A 22,359-nucleotide genomic window follows, 5' to 3' on the forward strand; every position below is an offset into this window, starting at 1 on the left:
AACCAGTACCCAAAACTCCCTGGCTATCATGCCCGAAATAGCGTGAAGTATTCCTTAAAACAGGAGAACATGGCATCCATGCCATGTTCTCCTGATCTGATCAGCCCTTTTCGCCCTGTGCACACGTCGTCCGCGTGGCGTGAGCAGCGAGCGGCGGGACGTCATCGTCATGCTCGGACTCGGAGGCGTCCCGCGATCCAGCTCTGTCCGGAGACAGGCGGGGCGAACTCCCCTGCGCTCCCGCGCTGCGAAACCTCGCCTTACACGGTGAAGCGACCGGAGGTCATTCCTCTGCGGCCGCTTCCATTTCCTCGTCCGGTATGTCGAAGTTCGCGTGTACCTGCTGGACGTCGTCCAGATCCTCGAGCTCCTCGGTGAGACTGAGCACCTGCCTTGCGTCCTTGCCTGTGACCCGCACTGTAGTCTGTGGCAGCCAGGTGAGCTCCGCGACGGTGAAGGCGACGCCGTAATCCTTGAGATATTTCTGCACTTTCTCGAAATCCGCGGGATCAGTGGTGATCTCGACGGTGGAGCCGTCAACCTTCAAGTCCTCGGCCCCGGCTTCCACGGCGAGGTTCATCAGGTCGTCTTCGCTCATCTTCGACTCCGCGAGGTCCACCACGAGGAGACCCTTCTTGCGGAACATCCACGCCACGCAACCGCTTTCGCCCAGGTTTCCCCCGTGCCGCGTGAAGATGTGTCGTATATCGGAGGCCGCGCGGTTCCTGTTGTCGGTCATGGCCTCAACCATGATGGCCACGCCTCCAGGGCCGTACCCTTCGTAAACGATCTCCTCGTACGTCTCGGTTCCGGACTCGCCCGCACCCCTCTTTATGGCCCGCATTATGCTGTCGTTGGGCATGTTGACGCCCCTGGCCCGCTCGATGGCCATCCTCAGCCTGAAGTTTGCCTCCGGGTCAGGCCCCCCCTGGCGCGCGGCGACCAAGATCTCCCGCGCGACCTTGGTGAACATCTTTCCCCGCTCCGCATCAGCCTTTGCTTTTCTATGCTTGATGTTAGCCCATTTGGAATGTCCAGACACGTCTCACCCCTCCCGTCACGACAATCTTAGCACAGAGGCCAACCTGTTGTCACCGGGTCTTCGACCGCAGGGTGGGCGTTTCTCACGCGTGCTTTCGCGCCACTCGGCAGCCGGACCAACCGACCGCGCCACGCCCCGTCTCTTGAGTGAATCAGCAGGGAGCTCCGCGTGATTCGCAGGGAGCACATCGGGGCGCCCTGTCGATGCGCGCTCCGGCGGTGGGTGAGATCGATAACTCGGTGACCCGCCGCAGGCACACCTAAGTATGTCGCCAAAAGTCCGCGCTACTTGTCGGCGGGGCGGCCCAGGGTTGCCGGTGCTGCCCTCCGGGGACGGCGCGCTTGCGGCGCGCCTCGTTCGAATTCGGCGCGCGAGACGGCCGAATTCTCTACGCCGCGTCGTGCAAGCACCGGCAACCCTAGCGCCGTCAAGAAAGGAGACGAAAACTCATGACGCCATACTTAGCAGCTAGGCCTCGCGGCAGGCCTACTCACGGGACGCGGCCGTCTGCCTCGCTCGGTCCGGAGACCTCGCCTCCCGGTTCGTCCTCGCAGGTTTCCACCGGCGTGGACCCCTCGAGCGCCTCCTGGCCGGGCTGGCCGGGCGCCATTCCGGGGGCGCGCGCCGGAGTCGCGGCGCCGGCATGGGGTTCCGTCCTCATGCGGTCTGCCGGGGGCGCCTCGCCGGGAGCGTCGGCGTGGGAGGGCCTGGCTGCGGCGGCCACAGTCTGTGGGGGTCGGACCGGCGATAACCTGCGCGCCTGAACGATTTTCCGGCTGAGGTAGGCGTAGGTCGCGAGGACCATGAAGACGCCGAAGGCTGGTGGGACTATCCCGCTCATTATGAGGAAATCGTATCCTCCATGTAAGGTGATTGCGGTACCTAGGCCCCTGGCGACGAGGGCGGTCGCATGCGGGGCGTCGAACTTCGCCCGCCCGAGGTAGTATCCCACTATCCCCGAGAACGAGGCATGGGCGAGGTCCGTTATGAAAGCCCTCACTATCCCGACGGCAAGACCATAAGTTGTGGCATAGAAGAGGTTTTCGGTGGCCGCGAACCCGAGCCCCGCCGCCACGGCGTACACGACCCCGTCCATCACCTCGTTGAACTGGGCGCTGTCGTAGGCCGCCACCTTCACTGCGACGAACTTCGAGACTTCCTCGACGACGCCCACCACCAGCACCGAGACTACGAGGAGAGCTGCAAGGTCCTGGGCGCCCGCGGTTATGACTCTGCGGAACGGCGCCTCGAGAAAGGCGGCCGGGAAAACCGACAGAACGCCGTACAGAAATGCCTTGGCCACAAGTGCCTTCGGCTCGGGTTCTGCCCGATCCTTGCGGTAGAAAAACCAGACCCAAAGAAATCCGGGAGCGAGGGATACGAGTGCGAGCACCACGAGATCTGGAGTGGCCGGGGCCATTCGCGTCACCTTCCGGGGCCGGATATTCGTTGCCGCCCATAAGTCTTCCCAGAGTCGGCGTGCGCCAATCTACAGAGCCGGGCGGATGGAGACGGACGCGTTGCCCGCTAGGCGCGCCAGTGTGCTATAATAGGGCCGGACCAATCAGCGGACGGCGGGGTGATCGTGCTTGGACGGGCTGAGCTCGCTCGGAAAGATGCTCATGATGCTTGGAGGTTTGCTGCTGGTCTTCGGGGCGATCCTTACCTTTGCCGATAAGCTTCCAGGCATAGGCAGGCTGCCCGGGGACATCCTGATCCGACGAGGGAACTTCACGTTCTACTTTCCGATTGCCACGAGCATCTTGCTGAGCGTGTTGCTCACGGTTCTCCTGGCGCTTTTCTCTCGCAGATGACGATGACAAGCGGTTAGTAGGGCCGGGCTCGCCGCTGGGATTCCTGCGTTGAAGCGCGAAAGCGTCGGGAAGGTGTATCGCGAAAGCCCGGGCCGGGACGCCGCCCGCCCGCGCAACGCGACCAACCCGGTGGGTGGCTGCTGAAAATGCGATACCGGAGGCGGGTGACGCAACCTTGTGCGGGAGCGTGGGCCGCATATGCCGGGGAGAGCGCGGGAACTCTATGCACGATGGGGATGTGATTCCCTGGAGGTAGCGCCATGGCGCTCTACAGGACTGAGGGGATCGTCCTCAGAACCAGGAACCTAGGAGAGGCGGACAGGATCGTCACGTTCTACTCGCCCACGAGGGGTAAGGTACGGGCGGTCGCCCGGGGCGCTAGGAGGCCCCGGAGCAGGTTCGTCAGCAGCACGCAGATGTTTGCTCATGCTGACTTCCTGGTGTTTCCTGGTAAGTCTCTTGACAGCATAAGCCAGGTTGAGGTGAAGACGTCTTTCCCACGCCTGCACGAGGATCTCATCAAGCTGGCTTTCGCGAGTTATATCGCGGAGCTCCTTGATGCCATGGTCGAGGAGGGCGGGGAAGGCACGGATAACGCCGGGAATGAGGCGGTCTTCGGTCTTTTGGCTGCGTACCTCCGTGCGCTGTCGGAGGCTAATGACCCTGAGATGCTCACGCGGGCTTTCGAGTTGAAGCTCTCATCGCTCCTTGGGTACAAGCCCGTTCTTGACTCGTGTGCGCGGTGCGGCACGCGCGATCTTGGCGCCGAAGTCGGGTTTGCGCCCGATGCGGGCGGTGTGGTTTGCCAAGACTGCCTTAAGCACTCCGGTTTGGGCACCGGAGGCGTCAGGATCTCGCGGGGCGCGGTCGAGGTCATGAAGAGACTGCTTGTGCTTGAGCTGGATAAGGTCTCGCGGCTCGGGGCTGGCCCCGGCATGAGGGCGGAGATAGAAAGGGCGATGAGGGTGCACCTCGACTTCAGGCTGGATCGGAGACTTCAGTCGCTTGACTTCCTTGCAGCGGTGAAAGCCGCGCAGGACGGGGGCCGCAAGGCTGCGACCATCCAGTAGGTTGGTGGAAGCGGCACTCGCCTTCGTGCCCTCATCTAGCGGCGCCAAAACGGGGGGACAAGGTATGCAGATCGATCTCGAGAAAGTGGACATCATCCGAGAGCGGACAGGGCTTTCATACCGCGACGCCGTGGGCTACCTTGAGAGAGCTGAGGGCGACGTGGTGAAGGCCCTCGTTTTGATCGAGGAAGACAAACAGGCCGGTCGGGCTGAGTTCGCGGACAAAGGGCAGGAGCTCTTGGACAAGATCAAATACGTGATACGTCGCGGCAACGAGACCAAGATAAAGGTGGAACGCGACGGGAAAACCATGGTCGAGATCCCCGTGACCGCGGGTGTCATCGGAACTGCGATAGCGCCTCAGCTCGCGCTGGTGGGCGCGGTGACGGCGCTTGCGACCGGGTGCTCCATCTCGGTCGAAGACGCCGGCGGACGCGCGGAAGACGGGCAAGAGCAGGCGCAGTGACCTCGCATGGGGTGCGGATCGCCGGCTCGAGTTGTCGAGGTCAGGATTGACACGCCGGGGCATCTCTGGTATATTGGGGACAAAATGATCACAGTCCGGCGATGACGAAGAAAGATTACCCGCAGCGCCGGCCGGGGGAGAGCCAGCCAAGGTGAAGGCCGGCACCGCCGCCACGGGGAATGGCGCCTTCAGAGCCGGGGTGTTCTTCTAGAGGAGTGGGCTCATCGCTGCGGGGCCCTGCCCGTTTGGGTATGTGCGCGATGGGCCAATCAGGGTGGAACCGCGGGAGCGACCTCTCGTCCCTGGATGTTGCGTCGAGGGCGGGAGGTTTCTTTGTGGGAGGGGAACGCGTTGCGGGCACCGAGGCTTCTTACGCGCGTCCCGAAGATCCTTGGCGCAAGCAGGCGCTACATATTCTTTACAAGCGTTCTCTTCCTTACCGGCGTGGTCTTCGGATACGTGGTCTTTCGCCGGCACCCAGTCGACTCCTCATGGTTAGCCACGCTCCTTGACCAGAAGTTCGGGCCGATGGCCCAGGCTATGTCGACAATGAGCGTGAGCGGCATGGCCGGCATGGTTTTCTGGAACAACCTCAAGGCCGCGGGGCTTCTCGTTGCAGGTGGCGTTGTATTTGGAGTCCTCCCGATGGTCATGGTCTTTCTCAATGGGCTCTTGATAGGGATGGTTTCCGGGGACGTGACGCGTCAGGGGTTCGGGCTCATCCCGTTCATCCTCATCGGGGTGCTGCCGCATGGGCTGTTTGAGATACCCGGCTATATCATCGGCGGCACTCTGGGCATAAGGCTCGGGTTCAATATCCTCGGGTACCAGCGGGGACGGCGGGAGGGGCGCAGCGTGCGGGCGATCCTGGTTGACACGCTCTTGGTGCTGCTCGTGATAGTGGTTCCGCTCCTTATGGTGGGTTCGCTCATTGAGGTGACGGTCACGCGTCACCTGGTTGAGTGGGTCATGGGCGATGCACTGCGGTGGCACTGATAGCAGGCGCGCGTCCGTGCGTCGTAATGCAGTTATGCGGGTTCGCGCCGGGACGGGTAGCCAGGAGCCCTCTGGAATGGCCGTCCGGCCGCGACGGGCGGCAGTGTGGGGGTGGACACGTGACATTCCAGGAGATGATCCGAAAGCTTGAAGAATACTGGTCGGCGCAGGGATGCGTGATCCAGCAGCCCTATGACGTCGAGGTCGGGGCGGGTACCATGGCCCCGGCCACATTCCTGCGGGCCCTCGGGCCGGAACCATGGAAGGTGGCCTACGTGCAGCCTTCAAGGCGGCCTGCGGACGCCAGGTACGGCGAGAATCCAAACCGCGTGTTCTTGCATCACCAGTACCAAGTGATCCTAAAGCCGTCTCCTGAAGACGTGGTGGACATGTACCTCGGCAGCCTCACTGACGCGCTCGGGATCGATCCGGTGGAGCACGACATAAGGTTCGTGGAGGACAACTGGGAGGCTCCGACCCTGGGCGCGTGGGGGACAGGCTGGGAAGTGTGGCTCGACGGGATGGAGATCACTCAGTTTACATACTTCCAGCAGGTGGGCGGCATTGACACACGTCCCGTTTCGGCGGAGATCACTTACGGCCTCGAGCGGCTCTGCATGTACCTCCAGGACGTGGACAACGTGTTCGACCTTGTGTGGACTTCTGGCATCACTTACGGGGAGATCCAGCACCAGTTCGAGGTGGAGCACTCGAGATACGGATTCGAGCTCGCGGATGTGCGTGCCCTTAACCTTCTTTTCGACACCTATGAAGCTGAGGCCAAGCGCGGGCTCGACGAGGGCGTGGTGCTCCCAGCGTATGATTATGTCCTCAAGTGCTCCCACATCTTCAACCTTCTTGACTCCCGCGGCGCCCTTGGGGTGAGCGAGCGAACGGCGTTCATCGCGCGGGTGAGAGCCCTCGCCAAGGCGTGCGCTGAGGCATACGTCCGGAGGCGGGAAAGCCTTGGTTTTCCGCTCATGACGGCGTTTCGGGGCGGCTCGAAGGGCGCGGTGAGCGCGACGCAGGGCGCGCAGGAGCAGTGAGGGGGTGATTCGGATGAGCATGGAGAGCCAGACGCCTCGCACGTCCCACCTTGGGGACGCCGTGAGGGACGCCGTGCTTGAGATAGGCACCGAAGAGATCCCGGCGAGGTTCATGCCTGACGCGCTCGAGCAGATCGAGCGCGAAGGGGGAAGGCTCCTTTCAGAGGAACGTGTTGCCCACGGAACCGTGAGGGCTTTCGGCACACCGCGCAGGCTCGTGTTGTACGTCGAGGGGGTTGCGCCGATCGGGCCGCCCATGGTCCGTGAGACCAAGGGACCGGCGTACAACGTGGCTTTCGACGCCGCCGGAAATCCCACTCGTGCCGCCGAGGGATTTGCGCGGTCGCGAGGCGTCCGAGTGCAGGACCTGATTGTCAAGGAGGAGCCCAAGGGCAGATTCGTGTACGCGGTGTCACGAGAGCCTGGACGTCCGGCCAAAGAGGCGCTCGCGTCGGCGTTCCTTCGGCTCGTGACAACCTTGAGCTTTCCGAAGTCAATGAGATGGAGCGACCGGGAGTTTCGATTCGCAAGGCCGATCCGATGGATATTGGCGCTCTTCGGGGACGAGGTGGTCCCATTTGAGGTGGACGGGATAAGAGCCGGCAGATTGTCCTCCGGCCACAGGTTCTTAACCACGGGCGTGCTGGAGGTCGCGAAGGCCGAAGACTATATCGAGGTCCTGCGCAGAGCGTATTGTATGGTGGACCACCGAGAGCGGCGGCACGTCATATCAAAGGGGGCCAGGGAGGCGGCGGAGGCCGTGGGCGGGAGGGTCGTCGAAGACCCGGGCCTGCTGGAGGAGCTCACGTTTCTCGCCGAGCATCCTGTCCCGTTCGTGGGCCGCTTCGACCCGGACATGCTTCGCTTGCCCAGGGAGGTCATCGTCACCCCCATGCGCGATCATCAGCGCTACTTTCCGGTTGAGGACGGGGCCGGAAGGCTCATGCCCGCCTTCGTTGCTGTTCGCGACGGTCTCCCGTCGCGGCTGGATGCGGTGCGAAGGGGGAACGAGCGGGTGCTGGCCGCGAGGCTTGAGGACGCCAAGTTCTTCTATGAGGAAGACACAAAGGCTCCGCTTGAGAGATGCATTGGGGGCCTTGCGGGAGTTGTCTTTCACGAAGAGCTGGGCACCATGCTTGACAAGACCAGCCGCATTGAGGAGCTGGCGGTCGATATCGCAGACAGGCTTGGCCTCCCTTCGGATGCGCGTGCTGTGGTCGCTCGGGCCGCGAGGCTGTGCAAGGCCGACCTTGTGACACACATGGTTAAGGAGTTTCCCGAGCTGCAAGGGATCATGGGGGCCGAGTACGCCCGGGTGGGCGGAGAAGAGGAAGGCGTGGCCCGCGCGATATTTGAGCATTACCTTCCGAGATTCGCTGGAGATGACCTCCCCGAGAGCAAGCCGGGGATAGCCCTGGCGCTCGCCGACAAGATGGACACTCTGGCGGGGTTCTTCGGCATCGGCATCCGGCCGTCCGGCTCTGAAGATCCGTTTGCCCTCAGGCGGCAGGTTGCGGGTGTTGTGAGCATCCTTCTGGAGCGGAAAGTGCGGGTCTCGGCATCCTGGCTTGCGTTACGGTCCGCGTCACTGTTTGAGAGAGCCGGCGTTCTTAAGCTCCCGCCGGAGGAGGTGAGCGAGGCGATCCTGGATTTCATGCGACAACGCCTGCGGCTAAGCCTCATTGACCGCGGCATACGCTACGACCTGGTCGATGCTGCGCTTGGGGCCGGCTTCGACGATGTGCCGGACGCGCTTGCCCGCGCAGAAGCCCTAGCGTCTGCGAGCGGCACTGAAGAGTTCGGCCGGGCGGTCACGAGCTATACAAGGGCCTCCCGGATCGCAGGGGCCGCCGACCGCGGCGAGGTGAGCGAGTCCGTTCTGTGTGAACCGGCTGAAAGGGCGCTTTTCGCGGCGTACCTGGACGCCCGAGACAGGGTCGAGGCCAGGGTGCGAGAGGGCGACTATACAGGTGCTCTCGCGGCCATGGCTGCGCTGGCTGGTCCGATAGACGATTTCTTCCGCGAGGTTCTCGTGATGGCGGAGGACGAGTCACTCAGGAGGAACAGGTTGGCGCTGCTAGCACGCGTGGCAGGGCTTTCTCGAGGAATCGCTGACCTCTCCAAGGTCGTCCAGGCTGACGCCGCAGAGGGGTCCACGAGCAGGTAGAATGATGCGATCTGCGGGCCCGTCCGTCGTGCAAGTCCTGGCGGGAGACGAGCCGGAGGGCGGCGCTCGTGCCATACCACACGATCGAGAGTCACGAACGAAGGAGGTTGAACCATTCATGGCCAAAAAGTACGTCTACTTTTTCGGCAATGGCAAGGCTGAGGGCGGCAAGGACATGCGAAACCTTCTTGGCGGCAAAGGTGCGGGCTTATCCGAGATGACGAACCTTGGCATACCTGTCCCGCCCGGGTTCACCATCACGACCGAGGTGTGCTCGTTTTACTATGAGAAAGACAAGCAGTACCCGCCTGAGCTCACCGAGCAGGTTCAGGAGAACCTCAGGAAGCTCGAGGATGCGATGGGCCTCAAGTTCGGCGACCCTGAGCGGCCGCTCCTCGTATCGGTTAGGTCGGGGGCCAGGGTGTCGATGCCTGGCATGATGGACACGGTGCTCAACCTGGGGCTCAACGACGAGACAGTCAAGGGTCTCATCAAGCTCACGGGGAACGAGCGCTTTGCCTATGACGCGTACCGCAGGTTCGTCCAGATGTTCGGCAACGTGGTCCTGGGCGTGCCCCATGATGACTTCGAAGAGATCCTCGAGGCGAAGAAGAAGGAGCTCGGGGTGCGTCTGGATACCGAGCTCGACGCGGCAGCCCTCAAGGATGTGGTGAAGTCCTTCAAAGCACGCATCCGCGAGAAAAAGGGGATCGACTTCCCCGATGATCCCATGAAACAACTGGAAATGGCACGCGACGCCGTGTTCGGTTCCTGGAACAACCCGCGCGCCATAACCTACCGTAAGATCCACAATATACCAGGCAACTGGGGCACTGCCGTTAACGTCCAGGCGATGGTGTTCGGGAACATGGGCGAGAACTCCGGGACGGGGGTTGCCTTCACTAGGGACCCCGCGACCGGCGAAAAGAAGTACTACGGCGAGTATCTGAAGAACGCGCAAGGCGAGGACGTGGTGGCTGGCATTAGGACCCCGAAACCCATCGCCGAGCTCGAGAAGGAAATGCCGGAGGTCTACAAGCAGCTTTGCGGGATCTTCGAGAAGCTGGAGCGGCATTACCGGGACATGCAGGACGTGGAGTTCACGATCCAGGAAGGCAAGCTCTTCATGCTGCAGACGCGTGCCGGGAAGCGCACGGCGGCAGCTGCCGTCAAGATCGCCGTGGACATGGTCAAGGAGGGCCTCATAACGAAGGAAGAAGCCGTCATGCGCGTTGAGCCCGCGCAGCTCGACACGCTCCTGCACAAGATGATCGATCCCAAGGCCAAGGTGCAGGTCATCGCGACTGGGGTGGCCGCCTCCCCGGGCGCCGCGGTAGGCGCGGTGGTATTCAACGCTGACGATGCGGCGTCGCGCGGCGCGGCAGGAGAGAAGGTCATCCTGGTCAGAAAGGAGACGTCGCCCGATGACATCCACGGCATGGCTGCTGCCCAGGGCATTCTGACGAGCAGGGGCGGCAAGACCAGCCACGCGGCGGTTGTCGCGCGTGGCATGGGGACGCCTGCGGTCACGGGTTGCGAGGCCATCACCGTTGTCGAGGCGGAGAAGCTCTTCCGCGTGGGGGACGTGGTGGTGAAAGAGGGCGATATCATAACCCTCGACGGCACCAACGGGAGGGTCATTCTCGGCCAGGCGCCGCTGGTGGACCCGACCATAGGCGGGGACTTTGCGACGCTCATGGAGTGGGCTGACGAGATAAAGAGCCTCGGCGTGAGAGCTAACGCCGATACCCCCCACGATGCCGAGGCGGCGCTCAAGTTCGGTGCGAAGGGCATCGGGCTGTGTCGAACTGAGCACATGTTCTTCGGTGAGGAGCGCGTGCCAGTGGTGCAGGAAATGATCCTGGCTGAGACCACAGAGGCGAGGCGTGCGGCGCTCGACAAGTTGCTGCCGTTCCAGGTGGAGGACTTCCGCGGGATCCTTAAGGCCATGGCCGGCTATCCCGTGATCATCCGGCTCCTCGACCCGCCGCTCCATGAGTTCCTGCCCAGCCATGAGCAGCTGCTCGTGGAGGTCACGAAGATGAGGCTTCAGGGCGGTGATCCGGACGAGCTCAAGAAGAAGGAGGCGCTCCTCGCGCGCGTCGAGAAGCTCCGTGAAATCAACCCCATGCTCGGTCACAGGGGATGCCGGCTCGGCGTGACCTATCCCGAGATCAACGAGATGCAGGCGAGGGCCATTTTCGAGGCTGCTTGCCAGCTGACCAAGGAAGGGTACAAGGTCTACCCAGAGGTCATGATCCCCGTTGTAGGGCATGTGAGGGAGATCGAGATAGCCCGCGAGGTCGTAGACCGGGTCGCCAAGGAGACCATGGAGAAACACGGCGTGAAGATCGAGTACATGGTTGGCACGATGATCGAGCTTCCGAGGGCCGCTCTCACTGCTGATGAGATCGCTAAGGAAGCCCAGTTCTTCTCCTTCGGCACCAACGACCTCACCCAGACGACCTTCGGTTTCTCGCGGGACGATGCCGAGGGCAAATTCCTGCCGTACTATCTCGAGCATAACGTGCTGGAGCACAACCCATTCGAGATCCTCGACAGGAAGGGCGTCGGCGAACTAATCAAGATAGCCGTCGAGCGGGGGAAGCGGACCAGGCCCGAGCTTGAGGTGGGCATCTGCGGAGAACACGGAGGAGAGCCTTCGTCTGTCGAGTTCTGCCACGACGTCGGCCTCGACTATGTGAGCTGCTCACCGTTCCGCGTTCCCATCGCTAGGCTCGCGGCGGCCCAGGCTGAAATAAGGAATCCTCGCAAGGCCAAGGGCAGGGCGGCCGGTCGAACCGAGGAATACACCACCGCGTAGCCGGGAACTCCTCGCGCGGTGGGGCCGGCGCCACATGAGGGTGGCTGCGACCTGCGACACGCCGTTGCGGCGCGGTAGCGGATCCGGCGCCGCGGAGAGGGCGCGGCCCCAGTAGGCAGGGAGTGCTCGGAAAGAACGTCGTGAACAGCGGATCGTGCCCCCGCGAGCGCGTGCGCGAAGAGCGTGCGCCGAGATGCTCGCGGGGGCATTCGCGATTCTGGCTACCGCATTGCCGCGAGGCACGGGCGTCGTTGCATGTGCATGTGCATCTGCATCCGCATCGGTATCTGCAGCGGGCCGTGCGGTTGTCGCACGGGACTGAATTGTCAGGCATATACTGCTTCAAGTATGATATACTATCAGATATGCGAACATGTGGTCTGGTGGAGCGTCAATTCGGGTGCGAAATCTTGACCCCAAGGCAGGATTCTGACGAGATCCGTCGAATCCTGTGTGACAGTCTTCGCCCACTTCGACGCCATATGACGAGAGCGCCGCTGCCCGCACGCCCAGGCAATAGCGAGATGCCTTTCTGCGGCGAGTGAAGCCTGGCAAAAAAGGAAAAACGCCTGTAGTGGCGAAAGAGGAACTACGAGAGACGTGTCTCGTTAATCTGTGGTGTGGCAAGGAGAACGGGCGCAATGCGCGGTTACAGCGAAGACGTTCTTAACGAGGTCCGTGCGAAGAGCGATATTGTTGAGGTGATATCCGGATATGTCGCGCTGAAGCAGGCTGGTAAAACTTACAAGGCTTTGTGCCCGTTTCACGCGGAAAAGACGCCGTCGTTCGTGGTCTCTCCAGAGAAGCAGCTCTTCCACTGTTTCGGGTGCGGTGCGGGCGGTGATGTCTTCAGTTTCGTGATGAAAGCAGAGAATGTGGACTTCGCCGAAGCGGTCAGGATCCTTGCTGACAGGGCTGGCGTCGCCCTCGTGGCGTCATCGAAGGAGGCCCGGGAAGCGCAGGAGCGGCGGGCGGCCGTGTACGAGGCGAACGAAGCCGCGTGCGAGTATTTCCAGGAGGTGCTTGCGGGAAATCCAGAAGCCGAGAGTGCGCGGGCCTATCTAAGAAAACGCGGCCTTTCAGAGGAGACCGTAAAGAGGTTCAGGCTTGGGTTTGCCCCGCCATCTTGGGATGCTCTCTTGAGGGCTCTCACCAGGAAGAAGATCGCGAGAGAGGTCCTTCTCGACGCCGGGCTGGTCATCCCAGGGAAGGAGCCCGGCAGCTGTTACGACAGGTTCAGGGCAAGGCTGATGTTCCCGATAAGCGACCCGTCGGGGAAAGTGATAGGTTTTGGGGGACGAGTCATCGACGATTCCGCTCCCAAGTACCTGAATTCTCCGGAGACCGTGTTGTTCAAGAAAGGAAGAAACTTGTACGCGCTTCACCTCGCCAAAGAGGCGATGCGTAGGGAGTCTGCGGCCGTTGTTGTGGAGGGCTACATGGACGCCATCACTGCGCATCAGCACGGTTTCGCTCATGTCGTCGCCTCGCTTGGCACGGCCCTCACCGAGGAGCAGGCGAGGACTCTCCGGCGCTATGTGCCGGCCGTGGTGATCGCGTACGACGCCGACGCGGCGGGCGCGGCTGCAACCCTGCGGGGCATGGAGATTCTGGCAGGGGCGGGTCTCGAGGTGCGGGTGGCGACCTTGCCCGCCGGGGAAGACCCTGACGCCACGCTCAGAAGAGGCGGGGACGCAGCCTTCGCGAAGGTGCTCGCGGACGCGACGCCGCTCATAGATTACAGGCTGTACGTGGCCATCTCGAGCGCGGACCATGGAACGACTGAGGGAAAAGTGCGGGCCGCGCGGGAGGCCGCACGTGTGCTTGCCAGTGTGAAAAGCGCCGTCGAGCGCAGCGAGTACACGCGCAAAGCTGCATCCTGGTTGGGGATAGACCCCGATGCCCTCGGCAAGGATGTAGAGGCGCTCGCGAGGGCCTCAGGCCTTCGTATGAGAAGACCCGGCCCGGGCGCTGCGTCCGGAGGAACGGGGAGGGCGTCTTTCGGTCTCGAGACTCTGGAGGGAGATGCGGATAGAAACGCCGGAAGCAGGCATACTAAGTCAAAGGATGATATTGCCAGATCAGGCGAGATGATGAAAGTCCTGGAAGCCGAGAAGGTCCTTCTCAGGCTCATGGCCGAAAACAGAAAGGTCCAAGCCGCGGTGCTCTCGGAGGTCGGGAGCGACGGTTTCCACGACCCTAGGCACCAGAGGATAGCGCGGGCGGTGGTGGAACAGACGGCCGATTTGGGGGGCGAAGATGAGGATCGACCCGCCGTTGAGCCATCGAGAGTCATGGCTGTGCTCGAGGATGACGAGACCCGCAGGTATGCCGCGGGTGTGTTCCTCGAACAGGCCGGGGACGACCATGGCGACGCGACGAGAATTGCCGACGATTGCCTCAATGTGCTGCGCGAGCATGCCATCAGAGAGAGGATCCGTGAGATCGAGCGCGAACTTGCCTCCGTCGGTGGAGTGGGGCGTGCGGAGAGGGAGCGGGAGCTTCTCGCGGAGCTCGGAAGCCTGAGGGCGAGGCTTTCAAGGGAATTCCAGCCCTTCTCGGGGATCGGCTAGAGGGCGAGACCTTGTCCGAACGTGCCGCAGTGCTTGGGCGGCGGCCGCTGTATCGAGATTCAACTGGCACGACCGGCGGCGTATCCGGCGGCTGGGATGGAAAGGGGGGATGACGATGACGAAGCCTGGGCAGCCTGACGTGCCCGAGCTCAAAGAGCTTATCGAACGTGGCAAGAGAAAGGGCATGCTGACATACAGGGAGATAATGGACGCGCTCCAGAACGTCGAGCTTTCTACCGAACAAATCGACGACATATACGAGGCTCTCGGCCAGATGGGCATAGACGTCCTGCCGGAGCCCGGGGATGGAGAAGCGGCGGACATAGCCGAAGAGGGCATTGTCCCTGAGGGGCCGGACGGGGCAGACGGAGACGCGGTGCCTCACGAGGAAGTGGACCTTGACCTTTCCATTCCCGAGGGCATCAGCGTGGACGACCCAGTCAGGATGTACCTCAAGGAGATCGGCAGGGTTCCTCTTCTCACGGCCGAGGAGGAGGTAGAGCTGGCTAAACGGATCGAAAAGGGCGACGAACAGGCGAAGCGCAGGCTCGCCGAGGCAAACCTCCGGCTTGTGGTCAGCATCGCCAAGCGTTACGTCGGTCGCGGTATGCTTTTCCTCGACCTCATACAAGAAGGGAACCTTGGCCTTTTGAAGGCTGTCGAGAAATTCGATTATCGCAAAGGGTACAAGTTCAGCACCTACGCGACCTGGTGGATTCGGCAGGCCATAACGCGGGCCATAGCCGATCAAGCAAGGACGATACGGATTCCCGTCCACATGGTGGAGACCATCAACAAGCTGGTGAGAGTGCAAAGGCAGCTCGTACAGGAGTACGGCCGGGAGCCGACCATAGAGGAAACGGCGAAGGCCATGGACATGAGCGAGGACAAGGTTAGGGAGATCATGAAGGTAGCGCAGGAGCCTGTGTCCCTCGAGACGCCGATTGGTGAGGAAGAGGACAGCCATCTGGGGGATTTCATCGAGGACGAGGATGTGATGGCCCCCGCGGATGCGGTCTCCTTCCATCTTCTCAAAGAGCAGCTTGAGGATGTGCTCGACACGCTGTCTCCGAGGGAGGAGAAGGTGCTTCGACTGCGTTTCGGCCTCGACGACGGCCGGTCGCGCACCCTGGAGGAGGTCGGACAGGTTTTCGGCGTGACCCGTGAGAGGATCCGACAGATCGAGGCAAAGGCCCTGAGGAAGCTGAGGCATCCGAGCCGAAGCAAGAAGCTCAAGGATTACCTTGAGTAAACCCCGGAGCGGGATGGAGGCAGCGTGCGGATTTCGCGACGCTGGCCTCTTGACCGACCGGGGTCGCTTGTGTATAATTGCTGGTGTAAGTGAAGTTTTGTTCCCTGGTAGCTCAATGGCAGAGCGGCCGGCTGTTAACCGGTAGGTTGCAGGTTCGAGTCCTGCCCAGGGAGCCAGAATTCGGGCCTATAGCTCAGCGGTAGAGCAACCGGCTCATAACCGGTCGGTCCCTGGTTCGAACCCAGGTGGGCCCACCAGGATTTCAAAGCGGGCGATGTTCGCCCGCTTTCCACATCTCGCGGTGGCGCTAGCACTCGCGTGCCGCGATGCCGCGATGCGGCGAGGACATGAGAGCCTGCGCGGACCGTTCCAGCCGCGTGTGGAGCACGATGACGGCGTCCCAGGAAGATGAGAGGGCGGGGGCCCCCGTGACCGCCACGCACTGACTGGAACCTTGTGGGCCCTTGGCCGTCGTGCAGGAACTGAAAGGCTGTTGTAGAAATAACTATAGTACTGGAAAAGCAAAGCCCGCGCCTGCCGGGGCCTTGTTCGCTGGCAGAAATGCTCCGGCATCGGGGTCTTGAGGCCAAGTGGGAACGGCAGACCGGAGGAGAAAGGGGCCCAGAAGGATGGTCGTGAAGTGCGAGATATGCGGCAAGGTCATCCCAAAGGCAAGGCTCGAGATTCTGCCGACGACGAAGAGATGCGTCGAGTGCGCGCAGAAGAACGGCACGGACGTGCAGGCCAAGCGCACCGAGGTGGGCATGGACATTGAAACGTATAAGGACCTGCTGGGGGCGATAAGAAGCTAGTGTGCCGCCGCGCATGATGTCGCTCCCTTCAGGGTTTGCATGATAACGCGAAGGGAATAATGTCAATGACCGAGATACAGTTGCTCCTTGAGCTCCAGCACCTGGACATGCAGATACGGCAGCTGGAAAAGGCGCTTGTAGAGTTGCCTGTCCGGAAGGAGATCGAAAACCTTGAGGCGGCTCTAGAGACGTTGCGCGCAAGCCTCTCCGACGTGAACGCGAGGCTTGCGCGTATTCGTAAGGAGCAGAAAGAGGCCGAGTGGAACCTCAGGGAAACGATACAGGCGATTGAGTCCATCTCCGGAAAGCTCTATGGGGGCGCAGTCACGAATCCCAGGGAGATCGAGGGGATGCAGGGCAAACTCAGGATGCTGGAAGGAAGCAAGGCTCAGCTGGAGGACCGCATTATCGCCCACATGGAGGAGGTCGAGACCCTCGAGTCCAAGGTGGAGAGCCTGAGCCGTGAGGTCGCAGAGACCGCATCGAAGCTGGACGTATTGAACAATGCCTGCGCTGCCAAGGTGTCGGAGATCGAGGCGGAGATATCCGATGCGTGCGGGCGGCGTGAGTCCCTGGCCGCCAGGATATCACCGAGCATCCTCGCCAGGTATGAGCAGCTCACGAAGGACAAGGGGGGCCTGGCGGTAGTCCCGGTCAAGGATGGGATCTGCGGCGGATGCCATGTGGTCCTGCCAACGTTCATCGTGGCGCGATGTAGGCCCAACGACCAAGTCGTGAAGTGCGAAAGCTGCGGCAGGATCCTGTGCTGGATTGAGTGAGCCGTGGCCGCGGAAATGATTCCCGTCAGGGCGCCTCGTTCGGAGCGCCATCCCAGAACGCAACAGCGGTAAGTGGGCAAGTACTAGGAGTGGGGCAGGGACTAACACGTCCTGTCATTAGGGGGAGCATAGTGGGCGATCATTCGGGGACAGAGACTAGTGTAGCTGGTGAGCTCGTGATATACACCGACGGCGCGTCCCGGGGAAATCCAGGCCCCGCGGGCATCGGGGCGGTTATCCTCGACGAGACCGAACGAGTCGTTGCCGAGATAAGTCGGGGGATCGGCATTGCTACCAACAACGAGGCAGAGTATCTCGCTCTTGCGGAGGCGCTTGAGAAGGCACGGAGCCTCGGGGCGCGGAGGGTGCGCGTTTACGTTGACAGCGAGCTTGTGGCTAGACAGCTCTGCGGTGAGTACGCCGTGCGGTCCGACCGATTACGGCCTCTCATCGCGAGGGTGCAGGCGCTTCGCAGGGGGTTCGACGCGTGTCCGGTGAGGCACGTGAGGCGGGCCATGAATGCGCGAGCCGACGAGCTTGCAAACATGGGTATCGACGCCGCGTCGGTAACGCGGGCGGAGGAGCTGGAAGGACCGCGGCCATAGCGTGGTGCGGGGTCGAAGTCGAAGGTGAGTCCAGGCGCGCGCGCCGGCGTTCGTGCGGCGCGGCCAGAGACTTGAGAGCTGTGCATTGGATGTCCGAGGCGGTTCCGGTGAGGGCGGACGGCGGACGCGAGGTCGGGGGACCGAGCGGGGCAGGTCTGCGGGCTTTGCAGATTTGACATGTGGGCCGGCACGTGCTATTATGACGTTCAGCGAGGCCGGCATGCGAGTACATTTGCGCCGCTCACCGCGCGGCCTCGCGAGAAGACAGGACAATGACCAAAAAGCAAGATCCCCGTTCTCTTGGGCGGGCGATCATGCGCATCATGTCGAGAGCAAGCAGATCGGGTGGTCGCGGGCGCGCGGCCTGTGAGGCGCGACGCGCCTGAGGAAAGTCCGAACTCCACAGGGCAGGGTGCTGGGTAATCCCCAGTGGGGGCGACCCTAAGGAAAGTGCAACAGAGATTAGACCGCTTCCGTGCCCAGGAGGCATGAGCTTCCGGCGGCGCGCAAGCAAGGGTGAAACGGTGCGGTAAGAGCGCACCAGCGGCCGGGCGACCGGTCGGCTAGGCAAACCCCACCCGGAGCAAGACCAAATAGGAGGGATATAAGGTGGCCCGCCTTCCCCTCGGGTACGGTCGCACGAGGCTCGGGGCGACCCGAGTCCAAGACAGATGACCACCCTCGACAGAATTCGGCTTACAGATCTGGTTGCTTGCCTGGTCCAAAATGAGCGCTTCTGGCGAAAGAGAAGCGCTCACTTGCTATCAGTCGGTCTCTTGATGAGTTCACGATCGTGGCCCGCTGATTCTCGAGGCCCGAAAAACCAGACGAGGGGAGGACTAGATGACCATGAGAAACGACATGGTGCGAGGACTTGCCTACGGAGCCGTCTTCGTTGCGCTGGGGATAGTGTTTCCGATATTCTTCCACGCTGTCGGAGCTGGCAAGGTCTTTCTTCCCATGCACATTCCGGTGCTTCTAGCTGGCTTTCTCACGGGTCCTCTCGTTGGTGCGGTCGTCGGATTCATTACGCCCATTCTTTCTGCTTTGTTGACCGGCATGCCTCCCTTGATGCCACCGATGGCCCAGACCATGATGGTGGAGCTGGCCGTGTACGGCTTCCTCAGTGGGTTGCTGTACAAGGTTCTGAAGCAAAACGTGATAGTGGCTCTCGTAGGCGCCATGGTCGGCGGGCGTCTCGTTTACGGCGTGCTTTCTGCATACCTCCTGCCCCTCTTCGGGTTCGAACGCGTGCCGGTGCTTTACCCTTTGACAGCTGGGATCGTAGGGAGTCTTCCGGGGATCGTGCTGCAGCTCGTTTTCATCCCGGCCGTTGTGTACCTCGCCAAGAAAACGGTGAGGGCGAGGGCCGAGAGCGCCTCCTGCGCAAAGCAGGGCGACGGGGCGCGCTGAGAGACGGGAACGAATCGTGACGCGAGTCGTGGCCTGCCGGGGCGCCTTGGTCCCGGCGGCGGCCGGCAGGCCCTCATCTTTCCGTGTTTGCAGCTAACCGTCTGGGTGCGGCTGGTGAGCTTCAAGGAACTGGCGCTCAATCGGCTGGGTCCCGCTTAATGAACGCGTGTCGGGAAAAGGCGGGCGGCTGTCAGTCGGCGACGGCGCGGCACGGGGCGGAGGTCGATCACGACCTGCACCACCTGCGGCACGCCGGCTCGGCAGATGCCGGCGGATGCCGTGTCACTCGCCGATTCCCCAAGCACGGCCGGGCCTGATGTGCCGCGTGATCCTTCCCACAGCGGCGATGCGTTCCTCGGCAAGCCTGTCGGCAGCCTTGTATGTTGGGATGCCGTCGCGCCGCGATATCTCGACTACCTTGAGCATCGTGTCGTAGATGCCGGCGGCTTTGCGCAGAGCCCGCTCTCGGTTGTACCCGAACAGCCCGTCCGCGACGTTGATCACGCCACCAGCGTTAATGATGTAGTCAGGAGCATAGAGGATTCCCATGTCTTGCAGCGCGTCGCCGTGACGATCCTCTTGCAGTTGGTTGTTGGCGGAGCCTCCGACGATCTTGCATTTGAGCCTGGGGATGGTCTCGTCGTTCAGGACGGCGCCGAGTGCACACGGGGCGAAGATATCGCACTCGACGTCGAATATGGCGTCGGGCTCCACAGCCTGCGCCCCGAGATCACGTACGGCCCTTTCGACCTTGTCAGGGAATATATCTGTTACGATGAGCCTTGCGCCATCGTCGCGAAGGTGTTTACCTAGGTGATAGCCCACGCTTCCTACCCCTTGGATGGCCACGGTGAGACCTCTGAGCGAGTCGCTGCCGAAAACGATCTTGGCACAGGCAGCAAGACCTCGCCAGACGCCGTACGCGGTCACCGGACCGGGGTCGCCGCTTCCTCCGGACGCGCTGGAAGAACCGCCGACCCACCTGGTCTCGCATCTAATGGTCTCAACATCGTCCACCGTGATGCCGACATCCTCGCCTGTGATAAACCTGCCGCCGAGAGTGTCCACGAACCGACCGAATGCCCTGAAAAGCTCCTCGGACTTGTCCCTTCTCGGGTCGCCTATGATGACGGCCTTGCCGCCACCGAAATTCAAGCCCGCTGCAGCGTTCTTGTAAGTCATCCCGCGAGCAAGGCGGAGCGCGTCGACGATCGCCTCCTCTTCGGTGTTGTACGGCCACATGCGTGTGCCACCCAAGGCCGGGCCGAGAGTGGTGTCGTGGATGACGATTATCGCCCGCAAGCCGGCCGATGCGTCGCTGCAGAAGAGGACCTGCTCGTAGCCGTGTTTCCTCATCGCGTCAAACAGGTTCACCATCATACCTCCTTGTTCTGGAGTTTCCGCAGGGAAGCTTTGGAGTGAGGGCTGCCGACGGCGGAATCTATCCGCCAGCACGGCGCTTTGACAAAGGCTCTTTCCCCCTTTCGCATGGACTTCAGTGTAACCCTTGTGGCCCCTGAGGTGTGCGCGTGGGTCGTTTTGTGTCTTGCGTCGTTGGCGTTGTCGCCACTTAGTTGTTGGACACATCGGTATGAATTCCTTCTGTACCAAGGGGATATGGCAGGATTTGTCTTGACAGGAAGGGTAGCGACCCAATATACTATTAATGCGAACACACGTTCGTCATAAGTACTTGATGTCTTTGAGGAGCTGTGAAGATGAGACCCGCGTCGACGGTGGTAGCCCACGTCTGGGTGCCTGGTTTCTATGCGAAGGCTGAGGCCATGTTGAACTCACGCCCGAAGGAGGTGCCCGTGGTGATAGTTGGGGAAGATAAGAAAGTCATGGATATATCGCCTGGGGCAAGAAGAAAGGGCGTGAAGCTTGGAATGTCTCTTTCCGTGGTGCGGCTCATGTGCCCGGAGGCCGTCGAGGTGAATTATGTCCCTGAAAGATACGATAGCCTTGCCAGCAGTGTGTGGGAGGCATGCGCACGCCATAGCTTGGCCGTCGAGCCTTTGGCCCAGCATGAGGCCTTTATCGACCTTTCGGGATGTGCCGATGTGCTGGATGCGATCGAAAGATTATCCCAAAGCATAAGGGCGGTCGTTAACAGCTGCCCAGCGTTTGGGGTGGCGCGTTGTAAACTAGTGGCGCGGGTGGCTTCAGGGGTGCTTGAGGAGTCGAGGAGGGTCATATATGGCAAAACGCTTGGAAGTCCTTGCCCTCGCCGGCCAGGATCCTATCCTCATCTTGAAGGAGAAGGCCAAGCCGGGCGGTTGACGCCCAATTCGGCACGAGGGCCTAGGAACGCGTTGATCGTTATCGGGAAGGAGAAAGAATTCCTCGCCCCTATGCCCGTGGGCGTGCTTTGGCCCCTTGATGAGGGTGTGATCGAGCGGCTCCGGCGCCTCGGCATGTGGCGGGTCTGCGATGTGCTGGCGATGGGAAGATCGGCTCTAATTGAAGTGTTGGGTGAGCCAGGGCACGTCGTTTACGAGCTCTGCCTTGGCATAGATCGGTCGAAGGTGATCCCCGTTTATCCAAAAGAGACGGTAACCTTCAGAAAGGTTTTCGAGGACGAAGTGTCTGATAGGTCCATTTTGGAACACGTGGTCGAGATGGGTGCCGCCTTCATCGAACAAAGGCTGAACGCCTATGGCGCGATAGCCCGCCGGTGGCGCATCTTACTAGAGCTCAGCGGCAAAGGTAGCGCGGGCCAGATGGGCCAGATGGTTTACGAGCAACGCCTTTCGAGGCCTTCCAGGTTCTACGGTAGCTGCCTGGAAATATGCAGAGGGCTCCTACGAGCGGTGCTGGCAGCGCCCGACGAGGCGGCACGATTGCGATCGCAACATGGGCCGCTCCGTTCCGTGAGGGCGCTATCTCTCATAGCGGCTGATCTCGAGCCCACGACAACGACGTTACGGGTGAGCATGTTCGAGCCACATACAGCTGTTGATCGTGATCAAGTCGTTGAAGCGGTAATGACTCGGGTGAGAGAGAAGTTCGGGGCGAAGAGTCTTTTCCCGGCGAGCCTGCTTGAATGCGACAGAAGAGATAGGCTTCTGGCGGCCTGGGAGGCTTGTTTGCACTATGAGGAGGGTAAACAGGTCGCTTCAGGTAGTGATGCGAAGAGACCGACGTCCGGAGAGATTCTACTGGAACCAGAAATGGCTTAGAGTGATCTCCATCGTTGACGAGTGGTGTGAGACGGGCGAATGGTGGCGGGGGGAAGGGGAAAGGCATGTTTTCACCGTGCTCACAGATAATCACGGACTATACGAGCTCTGCTGCGATGGGCACGGCGACGCCTGGCGGCTCACGAAGATATTCGACTAAGCAGATCGCCATGAGCGGCCATGAGCGATCGTCATGAGCCCGTGTTGTTCTTCGATGTCTGAGTTCCGCCCAGGGTCGCCTATAGATACCCAAGCCCGAGCCCAGAAACTGTGTTCGGCTTGGATGGCATGCACGCAGAGTGCGCTTACGGTGCGCTT

The 22,359-nt window shown here is 61.6% G+C and carries 18 protein-coding genes, 2 tRNA genes and 1 other RNA gene; 18 read left to right on the plus strand and 3 right to left on the minus strand.

Annotated features, from left to right (window positions below; genetic code table 11):
- Positions 1–283: 283 nt before the first annotated feature.
- Positions 284–1,042 carry a YebC/PmpR family DNA-binding transcriptional regulator gene (locus GX515_06695; protein ID HHY32700.1) on the minus strand — a complete coding sequence of 253 codons (759 nt, stop codon included), beginning with the start codon at positions 1,040–1,042 and terminating at the stop codon, positions 284–286.
- 490 nt (positions 1,043–1,532) lie between these two features.
- Entirely contained in the window at positions 1,533–2,462 is a 930-nt protein-coding gene (locus GX515_06700) for a PrsW family intramembrane metalloprotease (protein ID HHY32701.1), read from the minus strand.
- A 169-nt stretch (positions 2,463–2,631) separates the two neighbouring features.
- Between GX515_06700 and GX515_06705 the strand changes: the two genes are divergently transcribed.
- The 16 genes from GX515_06705 (at position 2,632) to GX515_06780 (ending at position 18,859) form a co-directional block, all read left to right on the plus strand.
- Positions 2,632–2,856, plus strand: coding sequence for a DUF2905 domain-containing protein (locus tag GX515_06705; GenBank protein HHY32702.1), 225 nt, complete (start codon positions 2,632–2,634; stop codon positions 2,854–2,856).
- A 260-nt stretch (positions 2,857–3,116) separates the two neighbouring features.
- Positions 3,117–3,926: a DNA repair protein RecO gene (gene recO, locus GX515_06710; GenBank protein HHY32703.1), complete on the plus strand. Its 810-nt coding sequence runs from the start codon at positions 3,117–3,119 to the stop codon at positions 3,924–3,926.
- Between the two features lie 64 nt (positions 3,927–3,990).
- On the plus strand, positions 3,991–4,392 hold the full coding sequence (locus tag GX515_06715; GenBank protein ID HHY32704.1) for a DUF4342 domain-containing protein: 402 nt from the start codon (positions 3,991–3,993) through the stop codon (positions 4,390–4,392).
- Positions 4,393–4,743: 351 nt separating this feature from the next.
- The gene (locus GX515_06720) at positions 4,744–5,388 is read left to right on the plus strand and encodes a stage II sporulation protein M (GenBank protein ID HHY32705.1); all 645 of its coding nucleotides are present in this window, start codon (positions 4,744–4,746) and stop codon (positions 5,386–5,388) included.
- Positions 5,389–5,414: 26 nt separating this feature from the next.
- Positions 5,415–6,434, plus strand: coding sequence for a glycine--tRNA ligase subunit alpha (gene glyQ, locus GX515_06725; protein HHY32706.1), 1,020 nt, complete (start codon positions 5,415–5,417; stop codon positions 6,432–6,434).
- Between the two features lie 13 nt (positions 6,435–6,447).
- Positions 6,448–8,601 carry a glycine--tRNA ligase subunit beta gene (locus GX515_06730; protein ID HHY32707.1) on the plus strand — a complete coding sequence of 718 codons (2,154 nt, stop codon included), beginning with the start codon at positions 6,448–6,450 and terminating at the stop codon, positions 8,599–8,601.
- Between the two features lie 118 nt (positions 8,602–8,719).
- Entirely contained in the window at positions 8,720–11,425 is a 2,706-nt protein-coding gene (locus GX515_06735) for a pyruvate, phosphate dikinase (protein HHY32708.1), read from the plus strand.
- 641 nt (positions 11,426–12,066) lie between these two features.
- A complete protein-coding gene (locus GX515_06740) occupies positions 12,067–13,998 on the plus strand; it encodes a DNA primase (GenBank protein HHY32709.1) in 1,932 nt (643 codons plus the stop codon).
- Positions 13,999–14,107: 109 nt separating this feature from the next.
- Complete coding sequence (rpoD, locus tag GX515_06745; protein ID HHY32710.1) at positions 14,108–15,250, plus strand: RNA polymerase sigma factor RpoD; 1,143 nt, start codon at positions 14,108–14,110, stop codon at positions 15,248–15,250.
- A 101-nt stretch (positions 15,251–15,351) separates the two neighbouring features.
- Positions 15,352–15,426 (plus strand) — tRNA-Asn (locus tag GX515_06750).
- Positions 15,427–15,432: 6 nt separating this feature from the next.
- Positions 15,433–15,507, plus strand: a tRNA-Ile gene (locus tag GX515_06755).
- Between the two features lie 378 nt (positions 15,508–15,885).
- Positions 15,886–16,062 carry a hypothetical protein gene (locus tag GX515_06760; protein HHY32711.1) on the plus strand — a complete coding sequence of 59 codons (177 nt, stop codon included), beginning with the start codon at positions 15,886–15,888 and terminating at the stop codon, positions 16,060–16,062.
- 65 nt (positions 16,063–16,127) lie between these two features.
- The gene (locus GX515_06765) at positions 16,128–16,841 is read left to right on the plus strand and encodes a hypothetical protein (GenBank protein HHY32712.1); all 714 of its coding nucleotides are present in this window, start codon (positions 16,128–16,130) and stop codon (positions 16,839–16,841) included.
- Between the two features lie 131 nt (positions 16,842–16,972).
- On the plus strand, positions 16,973–17,446 hold the full coding sequence (locus GX515_06770; GenBank protein ID HHY32713.1) for a ribonuclease HI family protein: 474 nt from the start codon (positions 16,973–16,975) through the stop codon (positions 17,444–17,446).
- 333 nt (positions 17,447–17,779) lie between these two features.
- Positions 17,780–18,161: RNase P RNA component class A (gene rnpB, locus GX515_06775), an RNA gene on the plus strand.
- Positions 18,162–18,295: 134 nt separating this feature from the next.
- Positions 18,296–18,859, plus strand: coding sequence for an ECF transporter S component (locus GX515_06780; GenBank protein ID HHY32714.1), 564 nt, complete (start codon positions 18,296–18,298; stop codon positions 18,857–18,859).
- 282 nt (positions 18,860–19,141) lie between these two features.
- Here the strand turns inward: GX515_06780 and GX515_06785 are convergent, their stop codons facing one another.
- A complete protein-coding gene (locus GX515_06785; GenBank protein ID HHY32715.1) occupies positions 19,142–20,239 on the minus strand; it encodes a Glu/Leu/Phe/Val dehydrogenase in 1,098 nt (365 codons plus the stop codon).
- A 338-nt stretch (positions 20,240–20,577) separates the two neighbouring features.
- On the opposite strand from GX515_06785, the gene GX515_06790 reads away from it, so the two are divergent.
- On the plus strand, positions 20,578–22,041 hold the full coding sequence (locus GX515_06790) for a hypothetical protein (protein HHY32716.1): 1,464 nt from the start codon (positions 20,578–20,580) through the stop codon (positions 22,039–22,041).
- Positions 21,956–22,201: a hypothetical protein gene (locus GX515_06795; GenBank protein HHY32717.1), complete on the plus strand. Its 246-nt coding sequence runs from the start codon at positions 21,956–21,958 to the stop codon at positions 22,199–22,201. The genes GX515_06790 and GX515_06795 overlap by 86 nt, the downstream gene beginning before the upstream one ends.
- The last annotated feature ends 158 nt before the right edge of the window (positions 22,202–22,359 follow it).

Source organism: Bacillota bacterium (genome assembly GCA_012842395.1).
Taxonomy (GTDB): domain Bacteria; phylum Bacillota; class SHA-98; order UBA4971; family UBA4971; genus UBA6256.